Source organism: Micrococcus sp. M4NT (assembly GCF_033790745.1).
In the GTDB taxonomy this organism is placed as follows: domain Bacteria; phylum Actinomycetota; class Actinomycetes; order Actinomycetales; family Micrococcaceae; genus Micrococcus.
Genome location: NZ_JAMYEH010000015.1, coordinates 1 through 13030, shown reverse-complemented (window position 1 = coordinate 13030; position 13030 = coordinate 1). Strand labels below are relative to the sequence as shown.

Annotated in this window: 10 protein-coding genes, 1 tRNA gene and 1 rRNA gene; 5 read left to right on the top strand and 7 right to left on the bottom strand. The window is 72.6% G+C overall.

Going from position 1 to position 13030, the window contains the following annotated elements:
* Positions 1–58 precede the first annotated feature (58 nt).
* Entirely contained in the window at positions 59–517 is a 459-nt protein-coding gene (locus NJC10_RS10745) for a hypothetical protein (protein ID WP_319076528.1), read from the bottom strand.
* Positions 518–595: 78 nt separating this feature from the next.
* The gene (locus NJC10_RS10740; RefSeq protein ID WP_319076526.1) at positions 596–1642 is read right to left on the bottom strand and encodes an aldo/keto reductase; all 1047 of its coding nucleotides are present in this window, start codon (positions 1640–1642) and stop codon (positions 596–598) included.
* A 40-nt stretch (positions 1643–1682) separates the two neighbouring features.
* Here NJC10_RS10740 and NJC10_RS10735 point away from each other — a divergent pair, with 40 nt between their 5' ends.
* Positions 1683–2585: a fumarylacetoacetate hydrolase family protein gene (locus NJC10_RS10735; RefSeq protein ID WP_319076524.1), complete on the top strand. Its 903-nt coding sequence runs from the start codon at positions 1683–1685 to the stop codon at positions 2583–2585.
* Between the two features lie 47 nt (positions 2586–2632).
* Here the strand turns inward: NJC10_RS10735 and NJC10_RS10730 are convergent, their stop codons facing one another.
* Entirely contained in the window at positions 2633–3898 is a 1266-nt protein-coding gene (locus NJC10_RS10730) for an endonuclease/exonuclease/phosphatase family protein (RefSeq protein WP_319076521.1), read from the bottom strand.
* Positions 3899–4094: 196 nt separating this feature from the next.
* Here NJC10_RS10730 and NJC10_RS10725 point away from each other — a divergent pair, with 196 nt between their 5' ends.
* Positions 4095–4901 carry an NADPH-dependent F420 reductase gene (locus NJC10_RS10725; protein ID WP_319076520.1) on the top strand — a complete coding sequence of 269 codons (807 nt, stop codon included), beginning with the start codon at positions 4095–4097 and terminating at the stop codon, positions 4899–4901.
* A gap of 68 nt (positions 4902–4969) precedes the next feature.
* Positions 4970–6556 carry a DUF5129 domain-containing protein gene (locus NJC10_RS10720; protein WP_319076518.1) on the top strand — a complete coding sequence of 529 codons (1587 nt, stop codon included), beginning with the start codon at positions 4970–4972 and terminating at the stop codon, positions 6554–6556.
* Between the two features lie 39 nt (positions 6557–6595).
* On the opposite strand, the gene NJC10_RS10715 is transcribed toward NJC10_RS10720, so the two are convergent.
* Positions 6596–6826 carry a helix-turn-helix domain-containing protein gene (locus NJC10_RS10715; protein ID WP_248115332.1) on the bottom strand — a complete coding sequence of 77 codons (231 nt, stop codon included), beginning with the start codon at positions 6824–6826 and terminating at the stop codon, positions 6596–6598.
* Complete coding sequence (locus NJC10_RS10710) at positions 6826–7305, bottom strand: DUF2975 domain-containing protein (RefSeq protein WP_319076515.1); 480 nt, start codon at positions 7303–7305, stop codon at positions 6826–6828. Before NJC10_RS10710 ends, NJC10_RS10715 begins: the two co-directional genes overlap by 1 nt.
* A gap of 284 nt (positions 7306–7589) precedes the next feature.
* On the opposite strand from NJC10_RS10710, the gene NJC10_RS10705 reads away from it, so the two are divergent.
* Positions 7590–11936 (top strand): lamin tail domain-containing protein, encoded by a 4347-nt coding sequence (locus NJC10_RS10705; RefSeq protein WP_319076513.1) that lies wholly within the window; start codon positions 7590–7592, stop codon positions 11934–11936.
* A gap of 197 nt (positions 11937–12133) precedes the next feature.
* Here NJC10_RS10705 and NJC10_RS10700 read toward each other — a convergent pair.
* Positions 12134–12210 (bottom strand) — tRNA-Pro (locus NJC10_RS10700).
* A gap of 173 nt (positions 12211–12383) precedes the next feature.
* On the opposite strand from NJC10_RS10700, the gene NJC10_RS10695 reads away from it, so the two are divergent.
* Entirely contained in the window at positions 12384–12809 is a 426-nt protein-coding gene (locus NJC10_RS10695) for a hypothetical protein (protein ID WP_319076512.1), read from the top strand.
* A gap of 103 nt (positions 12810–12912) precedes the next feature.
* Here the strand turns inward: NJC10_RS10695 and rrf are convergent.
* Positions 12913–13029: ribosomal RNA gene (gene rrf / locus NJC10_RS10690) — 5S ribosomal RNA — on the bottom strand.
* Between the last annotated feature and the right edge of the window lies 1 nt (position 13030).

Sequence of the window (13030 nt, the reverse complement as noted above, 5' to 3'; positions counted from 1 at the left end):
TAACAGAGGCTCCGGACGCGGCAGGAGGACCGGACGTCGCCGCCCGCGCCGAGGGGGCTCAGCGCCCCCCGGGCAGGTCGTAGAAGATGTCCTCCCCCACCAGGGGCTCCCCCGTGGGCTCGAGGAGCACCAGCTCGTCCTCCAGCACCGTGCCGTCCGCGGTGGTGAGGTCGGCCGTGAAGCCGCTGCCGGACTGCCGGATGCCCTCCACGGCCGTGTAGCCGTACTTCCGCACGAGGTTCTCCCGGAGGGCGGCGAGCCCGCTGAGGTGCAGCCAGACGCCGAGCCCCAGCAGCAGCCCCGTCACCGCGAGGAATCCCACGCCCACGCGGCGCTGCGTGCGGGTGTCCCGCAGCAGCCGCACGTCCTGGTTGCGCCCCGTCGACGCCGCGAACCGGCGGTGCCGGTGCGCGCGCCACGCCCCCGCGACCACGAGGGCGACGCCCGCCACGGCCGCGACCGCGGCCGTCCAGTAGAGGATCCAGGGCGTCCAGAGGTCCACACGCGAGAAGTCCATGGCTCCATTGTGGGCCATGTCACATCGAGTGCCCGTGCCGCGGACGCGGATTCACCCGCTCCGCCCCGGAGGGCGGGGTCAGGGCAGGTTCTCGCCGCGCGCGGCGGTCCAGAGCCGATGCCACTGCGCCGCATCCATCGCGGCGGCCACCTCAGGCGCTGCGGCGCACGCCGCAAGTCGGCCGGGGTCCTGGCTTCCCACCACGGGGCGCACGCCCCACGGCAGCTTGAGCAGCCAGGCGAGGACCACGGCCTCCCGCCCCGCGCCCAGCTCCTGCGCCACCTGCGCCACGACGGCTGCCGGCCCGCCCGCCGAGGCCAGCGCGGCGGCCTCGGCGGGGTCGGTGGGCACCGAGCCGTCCGAGCCCGGGGTGAAGCGGCCCTGGCCGAGCGGACCCCAGGCCTGAAGCTCGATCCCCTCCTCGGCGCACACCCGCCCCAGGTCCGCCGCGCCGGCGGTGGCCGGGGCCGCGCCGTGATTGGCGAGGACCTCGGCCTCCACGAGGGTGCGGTGGTGCAGGCCCAGCTCGAGCTGCGCGCAGGCCAGGCCCGTGCCGTCTGCGGCGAGGCGGCCGAGGGCGCGCTGGAACGACAGGAGGCGACCGGTGCCGAGGTTGGACACCCCGAGCCGGCGCACCAGCCCGGCCTCCCGCGCGTCGAGGAACGCCCGCACCGTGTCCTCCACGGGAGTGAGCACGTCCGGGCGGTGGATGATCAGCGTCTCCACCGCGCCCGTGCCCAGGCGGCTCAGCGAGCCCTCGAGGGCGCGGCGCACGTGCGCCGGAGAGGAGTCGTAGCGCGTGACGCCGCCTCCCGCGGGGTCCTGCCCGGGGAGCACGATCCCGGCCTTCGTCTGCACACGCAGGCGCCCCCGCTCGGTTGGGTCCAGCTCGGCCAGCAGGGCCCCGGTCGTCGACTCGGAGAGGCCGCCGCCGTAGATGTCCGCGGTGTCCAGCACCGTGATGCCGGCCTCGAGGCCAGCGCGAAGCGCGCCGCGCGCCCGCGCCAGGGCGACGTCGGCGCCGGGGCCTGCGCTGTGGGGACCCTCGCCGTCGTCGACGGGGACGCCCCATCCCATGGTGCCCAGGATCAGCGGGGACGCGGCGGCGTGCTCGGCGGTGCTCATGCCCTCAGCGTCTCATGGGGCCCTGTGGTGAGATGGGCGCATGAAGCTCGCCACGTTCCGCCAGCCCGACTCCGACGCCGCCTACCCCGGGGACACCTTCGCCGCCGTCATCACCTCGGTGCACCCGGATGACCCCGAGGTCGCGGTGCGCGCCGTGGCCCTCCCCGGCTGCCGCGACGTCGGCGAGCACCTGACCTTGACGCCGCAGGAGCAGAAGGAGCGCGTGGAGCAGGCGCTGCGCGCCGCCAAGGAGGACCACTCCCTCCTGCTGGACACCACGCAGCTGGTGTACGACACGCTCATCCCGTTCCCCACGAAGGTGATCTGCGTGGGGCTGAACTACACGGACCACATCGCGGAGACGGGCCAGGAGCGCCCCGAGCATCCCACGCTGTTCGCGAAGTTCGCGCAGTCGCTCACGGGCGCGCTGGACCCGATCGAGGTCCCCGAGGAGGACCACCGCGTGGACTACGAGGGCGAGCTGTGCATCGTGATCGGCGAGCCCGGGCGGCGCATCGCGGTCGAGGACGCGCGCGAGCACATCGCCGGGTTCGCCGTGGCCGACGACGTCTCGATGCGCGGCTTCCAGGGCCGCACCTCCGAGTGGCTCCAGGGGAAGGTCTGGGAGGCCTCCACCCCCGTGGGCCCGTGGCTCGTCACCCCGGACGAGCTGTCCAAGGACGCCCGCATCCTGACCCACGTGAACGGGGAGGTGCGGCAGGAGAGCCGCGTGGCCGACGTCGTGTTCTCCCCCGAGCAGCTCGTGGCCTACGCCTCGCAGCTGATCACGCTGAACCCGGGCGACCTCATCCTCACCGGCACCCCGGCCGGCGTCGCGCTGGCCCGCAAGGACGAGGAGGGCCGCCGCCCGTGGCTGCGCGCCGGCGACGTCGTGGAGGTGGAGATCACCGGGCTGGGCCGGCAGCGCAACGAGCTCTGCTGATCCGCGCAGACGGCGACGACACAGGGCTCGTCTGGAGCTGAGGGGCCTCAGCGCTTGCCGGGCACCTTCACGTCCACCCAGGTGAGGCGGTGGTCGGAGGTGGGGAACGGATACTCGCCGGTCAGCTCGGAGCCGGGCTGACCCTTCTCGGGCCAGAAGACGCCGGCGCCGCGCAGCGGGAGGTTCTTGGACGGCAGCGCCAGGTCCACGCGGAGGTTGCCCGGGGCCGGGCTGTCGTTGAAGTCGGCCGTGTCGAGGCTCGGGTCGCCCTCGTGCGTCAGGTTGGCGCCGCCCTGCAGCACGGACGCCTCGGCGCCGCCCGCGGAGGTGGGCTTCGGGTCGCGGATGCGGGAGTGGAAGACCAGCTGGTCGATCGCGCCGTCCCACGAGTCGCCGTCCACCGGGTCGGCGTTGTAGTCGCCCAGGATGACGAAGCGCTCGCCACGGTCCAGGCCGCCGTGCACGCCGGCGTCGTCGTAGAGGTACTCGGCGGTCTTGCCGCCGGTGACGTAGTCGGCCCACAGGCGGATCTCGTCGTGGTTGCGGCGCTTGTTGCGCATCTCCGGGCCGTCGAAGGACGGCGGGGTGGGGTGCGCGGCGAGGAGGTGCAGCGTCGTGGTGCCGACCTGCACGGGCACGTCCCAGTGGGACTTCGAGGACAGGCGCAGCTGCTCCTGCTCCTCGGGGCTGTAGAAGTCGGTGGGCATGACGTTGCCCGGCATGTCCTGCCAGCGGAAGTCCTGGAAGGTGCGGATCTCGTCCTCGAGGATGGGGTGCTGCGAGTAGACGACCATGCCGTACTGGCCCGGGAACAGGCCGAAGCCCCACGCGTCGTCCGGGCCGCCGACCGTGCCGTCGTTGTTCAGGTCCAGGCCCGAGGGGACGCCGGTGTTCACGGGAGCGGTGTAGCGGTACGCGTACTCGATGGGCTCGTGGCCGTTCTGGCCCACGGAGAGGTAGTTCTCCTGGAACAGGCGGGCGCCCTCACCGGCGGCGTCGAAGTCGAACTCGTTGACCAGCAGGATCTCGGGGCGCGTGGTCTGCACGACCTCGGCGATGTTCTGGGCCTGCGCGTTGTCCGGCGTGGAGAGGTCGCGGACCAGCTGGCCCTCGGCGCCGCGGTTCAGGGACGCGTTGTACGTGGCGATGCGCACGTCGTGCTTGGTGCGGGCCTCGACGGCCTTCGCCGGTCCGGCCTCGACGGCGGCGCGGGCCTTGGCGTGCGGGGCGGGAGCCGCGCCGGAGGCGACGGCGCCGGTCACCGCGAGCGCGCCGACGGCGATCGCGGCACTGAGGGTGCGGAGGGGACGCATGGGGAGACTCCTTCGGGAGGGGACGACGACGGCGGCCACGGTACGGCGCGCAGACGCCGGGCCGGTGGCGCGGCGGTGAACAGTCGGTGCGGGGCGGGACCACCTGAGAGACGAGCCCTGCGCTGTGGGGCCCATCGGCGCCGGACGTGGACGACGACGCAGGGCCCGTTCCCTCCTCCCGTGATGGGATGGTCCCATGAGCCCGACGTCCATGGACCCCGCCCTCCCCCGGTTCCCGCATCTCCCGTCGACCGTCGGGATCCTGGGGGCCGGCCGCGCCGGCACCGCGCTCGCCCGCGCCCTCGCGCGCATCCCCCGGCTCCATCCCTGGATCGCCGCGCCTGACGTCGTCATGGCCGCCACGCGTCGGCCCGCGGCGGTGCAGCGCCACCTCGGCATCTACGCCCCGGAGGCGGTGGCGGTCGCCCCGGAGGACCTCGCTCAGGCGGAGCTGACCGTGGTCGCCGTGCCGCGCGAGGCCCTCGACGACGTCGACCCCGCCTGGTTCGCCGGGCCCGCCACCCGGGCGGTGGTGGACATGACCAACACCTGGGAGGCCGAGCCCCTGCCGGACTGGATGGACCCGCACGACGGCGACCCACGACTCGGCACGGAGCGCCTCGCCGCGCGCTGGGCGGCGGCCGGGCTCACGGCGCCCCTGGTCCGCGCGTTCTCCGAGATCTCGCACCACGACCTGGGCGTCGCAGGCCGCACCGAGGCACCGCGCTGGGCGCTCGCCATCGGCACGGAGCGGCACACCGACGGCGGGGGGCATGCCCTCCCCGGCGGGCGGGAGCGGCTGCGCGCCCGGGACACGGTGATCGACCTCGTCCACGCGATGGGCTTCGACGGGGTCGTGTACCAGGGGTTCGAGGAGGGAGCCCGGCTCGAGCCCGGCGGCCCCGCGTTCGGCTCCGGCGGAGACCTCGAGGAGCTGTCCCGCCGCATGAGATCCTCTCCGGAGTGGCCGGATGCGCGACCGGACGCGTGGCCGCGGGAATGACGCCGACGCCGCCCGCGCCTGTGCGTAGGCTGTCATCGACTGATCACCCGGACCCCGAGAGGACCGCCATGACCCGGCCGACGCCCGACGCTCCGCTCTCCTCCCCGCGCTGCTCGGGCCCGCACCGCACCGCCTCTCGGGCGGCCGCCCTGGCCCTGGCTGCCGCCGCGGTGGCCGGTGCGGGGACGCCCGCCCTGACCGCGGGGGCCGTCGCCGGGACGTCCGCGGCCGCGGCCCTCACCCTCGCGCCTGCCGCAAGCGCCGTCCCGGCCGAGCAGGTGGACCTCGCGGACACCGCGGGGATCCTCGACCGGAACCAGCTGCTGCGCGACCTCGCGGAGATCGAGTTCCGCGAGCCCACGCGCGTCGCCGTCTTCACCGAGCGCGGCCCGGACATCCGGGACCTCGACGAGGACCGCCGGGCCCAGGCCTTCAACGGGCGCGTCCTCGACCACGCCCGCACGCAGCGGCCCGACTGGCTCAGCGCAGACGGGCAGAAGTGGGCGGACGGGCTCCTGATCGTCGCCGTGGACCCGGACAACCGGATGCTCGGCGTGTACCAGGGCGAGGACCGCAGGCTCAGCACGGACACACAGGCGGCCGTCCGCGACGACGGCAAGGACGCGGCCCGCGACGCGCGGTGGACGGACGCCGTCGTGGACATCGTGGACTCGGCGGCCTCCCACATCGGGCGGCCGCTGCACGAGGAGCCGGGCCTGTGGTTCGGCGCGGGCGGCGTCGCGGTCGGAGGGGCGGCCGCGGCCGCGGCGGTGATCGCCACCCGGCGATCCCAGCGCCGGAAGGCCGAGGCCGACCTCGACGCGGCCCGCACCCACCTCACCAGCGTGACGATGGACTGGGACGCCACGGAGGTGAACGCCTCCACCGTGCCGACCGACGACCCGTTCGGCGCGCGCCTGATGGAGCGGTTCCGGGGCTTCCACCAGTCCACCCTCGACGCGACGCGGCGGCTCGAGGACCTCGACGCCGTGCCGCCGGGCCGCCGTCACGCGAAGTCCTTCAGGAAGGACGCCGGCAGCCTGCGCGACGACGTCGCGGAGCTCGACCGCCTCGACGACGCGATCGCCGATGCGAACACGTTCCTCAACCGCCTCCCCGGCTGGGAGGACGCCTGGGACCGCCAGGCCGGGCCCCTGCGCTCGGACCTGGACCACGTCGGCGACCTGCGCGAGCACCTCGACGGGATCGCGGGCGCGGCGGCCCCGCTGGGCGCACTCGAGTCCTTCCGCACCGAGGCCCTGGGCGAGCTCGAGTCGACCGGTGCCGGCCTGACCGAGCGGAGGGTCACCCCGCAGGCGGCGCTCGAGTCGCTCGACCGCCTCCGCCGCCGGCTCACCGACCTCCTGGAGCAGGTCGCCCAGGCGGTCTCGCTCGCACAGGACGACTCGGACGACACCCGGCTCATGGAGGAGGGGCTGGACGAACATCGCCGTCGTCCGCGGGACGCGCGCGGCTCGATCCTCGACGCCGGCGACGGCTGGCGGACGTACTGGACGATCACCTCGTTCGACGCCGGCTACCGCGCCGGCGTCTCCTCCGTGGAGTCGTCCCACCAGAGCTCGACGGGCTCGGGCACCGGCTACGGCTCCTCCGGCGGCTCGTTCTCGGGCTCCGGTTCGTCGGGCAGCTTCTGAGCGGGGCGCCGGCGCCTGCTCCGCCGGGCCTGGCCTGCCTCAGGCGCGGGCGCCGACGTCGTCGCCCTCAGGGACCCACTCCAGCAGATCTCCCGGCTGGCACTGCAGGACCTCGCACATCCGATCGAGGGTGGTCAACCGCACCGCCTTGGCCCGCCCGTTCTTCAGCACCGCCACGTTGGCCGGCGTGATGCCCACCCGCTCGGCGAACTCCCCCACGGACATCTTGCGGCGGGCCAGTTCGACGTCGATCCTCACCACGATGGGCATCAGATCACCTCGTCCATCTCGGCGCGCAGCCGCGTGGCGCGCACCAGGAGGGCCCGCATCACGAGCATGAGCAGCGCCATGGCCAGGCCCGTGGCGACACCGGCGAACAGCAGGAGGAGCCACAGCGGCGGGCCGGCGACGGTGGCGGACTGATAGGTGAGCGTGGCCGCGCACACGAGAGCGCCGCCGAGGAAGGCGCCCACGATGGCGTTCACCCATGGCAGCGCGCGGGAGGTGAAGATGCGGTCCGACCGGGTCAGGGCCAACAGGCGGATGGTGCACACGATCCCGCCCTGGACGCACGCCAGGCCGAGGATCGCGAGAACGGTGATGGGCCAGCGCATGTGGGCCTCGGCGGGGAGCTCTCGGGCCATCTCCGCGCCCAGGGCCGGCAGGCCGATCACCTGCAGGAGGAGGATGAGCACCCCGGCGACCGCGAGCAGCGCCTGGAGCACCCAGGTGGTGAGGCGATGTGTCATGACCCGAGTTTCGACCGGATCCTATCGACAGTCAATACCTTTCCGCCGCGCCCCTCAGAGCCACGGCCCCGCCATCCGGATCCTCCCCACGGCCTCCTCAGAGCGGCGCACACCCCCAACGGCACCACACCCCACGCCCTCCGCGTCCTTGTCAGGCGCTGGAAGTGCCCTCACGGCCGGGCCGTCGTCGACCGTTCACCTTCCCGTGGCCGAACGATCGAATCGTCGTCGCCCACGACTGGAACAGTGCGGAAGTCACCCGTCCGCCACCCGAAGGATCACCCATGGCTCCCCTGCCCCACGGATCACGTCAGCTCATCGCCCTGACGGCTGCCGCCGCCCTCGTGGCCTCGCCGCTCGCGGCCTCGCCCGCCAGCGCCGCGCCCACCCTGCCGGCGCTGATGATCACCGAGATCGCCCCGGACACCGCGGGCTCCGACCACTTCGAGTTCATCGAGGTCCGGAACACCGGCGACACCGCCGTCGACCTGTCGCAGGCCGGTCTCGCCTACATCTACGCGGACAGCGACGACACGTCCCGCGACGTCGCCCTGAAGGTGCCGTCGGGCACGCTGGTGCAGCCGGGCGAGACGGTCGTGCTGTGGCTCTCCTACACGAGCAGCACCGTCGACAGCTTCGCCCGCACCGAGCAGGACTTCCGCGACTACTGGGCCACCGAGGGCGCCGGGACCGACTACCGCCTCGTGCGCGTGGAGGGCCAGCCCGGCATGGCCAACGGCGGTGAGCGGGGCGTTCGCCTCACCCTGCCCGACGGCACGACGACGTGGTCCTTCTATCCCGCGGGCTCGACCTCGGCGGGCCGCACCGCACAGTTCCGCGTGGACGACGACGGCGACGCCGGAACCGCCCTGCTGGAGGGGCCGGCCGTCCCGACCCCGGGCCAGGTCTCGTCCGACGCGCTCGCCTCCCCGACCCCGGAGCCCGATCCCGAGGAGCCGGCGCCGGTGCCGGATCCCTCGCTGGCCACGGCGCCGCTGCAGATCACCGAGGTCACTCCTGACACGGCGAACGTCGACGGCGCAGACGGCTACGAGTTCATCGAGGTCTACAACGCGACCTCCGAACCGGTGGACTTCGGCGACTACACGCTCGACTACCTGTACCCCGCGGACGATCTGACCAACAACAACGTCGTCACGTGGCCGGCAGATCCCGCCTCCTTCCTCATCCAGCCGGGCGAGACCGTCGTGTTCTGGATCAAGAACGGCAAGAACGACCACCTCACATCGGACGACTTCAACACCCACTTCGGCACCGACCTCGCGGCCGGAACCGAGCTGGTGGAGATCCACACCGGCGGCATGGCCAACGGCAGCCCGCGTGGCCTGCAGATCGTCACGAACACCGGCTTCCCGGTGAACACGGCCTACTACAACCTGAACGGCGCGGACGACGCGATCGCCGACCAGGGCATCCAGTACGCCGTCGACCCGGCTGACCCGAACCGGCAGACCCTCGTCGGCACCGCCCCCGCCTCCCCCGGCAGCGTCACCACCGAGCAGGTCCCCGCCGGCCTCATGCTTCCCGCCGCGGACGCCGCCGGACCCGTCATCGAGGACCGGACCGCCACCGAGGTCGACCCGGCGGCGGACTTCCCCATCGAGCTGCACATCGCTGACGACGTCCAGGTCAAGACGGTCACCGTGGCGGTGCGGACCTCCGGCATGGCCGAGCCCGTCACGCACACCCTGCGGGCTGCCGAAGGCGACCTCTACCGGCACGTCATCAACGCAGTCGACCTCACCGGTCAGCGGTGGGTCGAGTACTCCGTCGTGGCCTCCGACGGCACGCACACCACGGAGCTGGAGACCCACCGTGTGCCGGTCGCGGGCGTCGATCAGAGTGGCGTCCGCCTGTCCGTGGCCGAGGGCGAGGTCGTCTCCGGCCGCGAACGGATCACCGCCGGCGGCGACGCCTACCCCTCCACGACCACCGTCGCGGTGGACGGCGTGCGTGTGGAGGGCACCGAGGCCGCACTCGAAGGTCGCCCGGTGTTCGCCTTCGAGGCCACCAGCACCGACGCCTTCTTCCGCAACGGCGTGCTCGTCGGTGACGAGGTGCTGCACATCTTCGACGAGGGCTTCTACGACCGAGAGGTCACCGTGCCCGTCGACGTGCCGCTCGAGCACATCACCGCAGGGGAGCCGCTGACGCTCAGCGTCTATGCGGGCACCAAGGCCTGGCCGAAGATCGACCCGGACGAGAACAACGACGACTTCCAGATCCGCAACCTGCGCCTCGTCCTGCCGGACGGCCGCACCCTGCGCCCGGCAGGCCTCGAGGACGGCACGCAGTGGATCCCCATGGGCGACTCCGCGGGCAAGAACGACTACGTCGACGCCGCCTTCGACCTGCCCCAGGACGCCTTCTCCGCGACCGCGTTCGACTGGGACACCACCACGGTGGCCGACGGCGAGCACACCGTGACGGCGACGGACGGCACCACGACGGTCACCCGGACCGTCACCGTGGACAACACGGGACCGGAGATCAGCACCGACCTGGCCGACGGCGCGGAGGTCCGCGGCGCCCACACCCTTCAGGCCACTGCCTCCGATGCCGGGGCCGGCGTGGACGTCCTCACCGCCGAGCTGGACGGCACGCCCGTCGAGCTTCCCCATGAGATCAGCTCGCTGAGCCTGCCGGCGGGCGAGCACCGGCTCGTGCTCACCGCGCGGGACCTGGCCGGCAACACCTCGACCCGGACGATCACGTTCACGACTCCGGTCGAGCAGCCCGGGGCGACGCCGGTGTCACCGGCGGACGGCGCAGCCGTCGACGGCCCGGACGTGGAGCTGTCCGCGACCGTCACGGACCCCAGCGGCGATGCGCTCGACGTCGACTTCTACGCGGGCCGGGAGGTCGTTCCGGGCGAGGAGGGCCTCGACGTGTGGACCGGTGAGACCACCGTGGCCGCGGCCACCGAGCGGGACGGCAAGGTCGTGGCCGACGCCGCGGCGCTCGAGCTGATGGGCGCCGACGACGGCCGTGAGCACGTCGTGAGCTCGGACGACGCATTCCCGTACCAGCTCCTCGAGGTCCCCGTCGACGACGTCACCGCCGAGGGGAAGGTGCGCGTCACCTGGGACGGCAGCGCCAATCCGGACGCCAAGGTGATCCTCTCGGTGCTGAACACCGCCACCGGTCGCTGGGAGGAGCTCGACCGCGCCCTGACGACCGGGGACAACCCGACGGAGTTCACGCTCGAGGGCCTCGTCGACGTCGCAGACCACGTGCGCGACGGCAGCGTCCAGCTGCTCGTCCAGCACTCGGAGGGCTTCGCCCACACCGACCTGAGCACCCGCGAGTCCGCGGTGGCCGGCGGCCACCCGGAGGACGTGCCCCGCTCCGAGTACGACTTCACCCTCGGCTGGGAGTCGGACACGCAGTACTACAACGAGACCTGGTACGAGCATCAGCTCGCGATCCACGAGTACTTCCTCCAGGCGCGCGAGCGGCTCAACCTGGCCTACGTCTTCCACACGGGCGACATCGTGGACGAGTGGGACAAGCCGGAGCAGTGGGAGCGCGCCGACGACGCCTACCGGATGCTCGACGAAGCGGGTCTGCCGTATGGAGTCCTGGCCGGCAACCACGACGTGGGGCACGCCCTTGAGGACTACGGGCCCTACGGCACGTTCTTCGGCGCGGAGCGGTTCGACGGCAACCCCTGGTACGGCGGGTCGTACGAGGACAACCGGGGCCACTACGACCTCATCACGGTCGACGGCGTGGACTTCATCATGCTGTACCAGGGGTGGGGGGCCGGCGACGAGGAGATCGCCTGGATGAACGAGGTGCTGGCCCAGTACCCCGAGCGCACCGCGGTCCTCAACCTCCACGAGTACATGCTGACGACCGGCGGCCTCGGACCGATCCCGCAGCGGATCTACGACGAGGTCGTGGCGACCAACCCGAACGTCTCCCTGGTGTTCTCGGGTCACTACCACGACGCCTTTACCCGCGTCGACGGGTTCGACGACGACGGGGACGGGGTCGACGACCGTCAGGTCACGCAGGTTCTCTTCGACTACCAGGGCCTCGCGGAGGGCGGCCTGGGATACCTGCGCCTGCTGCACTTCGACAACGAGGGGCAGCGGATGCTCGCCCGGACCTACTCGCCGTCCCTGCAGGACTACAACGCCGATGATCCGTCCCTGGAGCCGCAGCACCAGGAGTTCGAGGTGTCCTACGCCCAGCTCGGCATCGAGTCGCGGACCAAGACCCTCGGGACCGACGCCGTCACCGTCGAGGTGCTGACCGGCAAGCTCATCGACCAGCAGGCCGACGTGGCCTCCGGCTCCACCGTGAGCTCGACCTGGGCAGGCCTGACGCCCGGCGAGTACGGCTGGTACATCCGCACCGAGGACCCGTACGGCGCCGTCGACCTCAGCGCCGTGCGTGAGTTCGTCGTCGTGTCCCCCACCGAGCCGCCCGTCGAGGTGGAGCCGGGACCTGCCCCCTGGCATCCCGGCAAGGGCAAGGGCCTCAAGGACGGCGTCCCCCCGGGACACCGCGACGGCCACCCCGGCAAGGGCAAGGGCCTCAAGGACGGCGTCCCCCCGGGACACCGCGACGGCCACCCCGGCAAGGGCAACGGTCGTCCCTGACGGCCTCAGAACGGGAGGGGCGGGACGCGCGTCCCGCCCCTCCCGCTTGTTCGAGCAGGCAGGCGCGGCCCGGTGGGGCACCGCCGGCCGCCGTGTGGTCGGCACCGTCCACGGCAACGGGGAGGACGACGGCTGCTCGGCACCTTGACGGTGCCGACGACGAAGGCCCCCGCTCAGCTGAGCGGGGGCCTTCCCTGTGGTCGGGGTGACAGGATTTGAACCTGCGGCCTCGTCGTCCCGAACGACGCGCGCTACCAAGCTGCGCCACACCCCGTTGGCGGTCGAAGACCGGAATCCAACAGGGAGCCACACTACCACGGTGGAGTGACGGAGCCAAACCAGCCCATGCCCCCGCTCGTCAGGCAGGATGGTCACGACGCCGCCGCAGGTGACAGCAGAGGAGGAGAGATGCACTGGCCGCCCTGGAGGCATTCCTCCCGCGCCGACATGCCCGCTCGCGCCGAGGACCGGCCGCGAGGCGTCCGTGAGAGCCTGGCCCCGAGGGAGGACCTCAAGGCCGCCGCCGACGGCCTCCGCGAGCTGCTGACGCGGGAGAGTGACCGTCTGCGCCCGGACACGTGGAGGGAACTGTGGGACCTCCATGCCGGGGTGGAGGCACTGCTTCCCGCCTGGGATCGGATGGCCGCCGCGCGCGCAGCGGAGGCTCTCGACGTGCTCGACGTCCTGCAGCGACACCTCCCCCGAGCCGTGGACGCGTTCCTCGCCATCCCAGACGACCAGAAGCCCTGGCACGCCGACGAGTTCGCTCGGCAGATCGAGGTCCTGGGCCGGCGGGTCGAAGGATCAAGGCGCCGGCTCACGCGTGTCCTGACCTCAGCCCTGGAGGCCCAGGGAGAGCTGCTGGAGGACTGAGGGCTCGGGGCTTCCCCGTGTTCGCCGTGGTGGAACGGAGCGGAGAAGACCCCTGAACGCAGCAAAGGCCCCGCACGAATGCGGGGCCTTTGCCTCAAAAGATGTCCGGCGGCGACCTACTCTCCCACAACCTCCCGGTTGCAGTACCATCGGCGCTGTGGGCCTTAGCTTCCGGGTTCGGAATGGAACCGGGCGTTTCCCCCACGCTATGACCGCCGTAA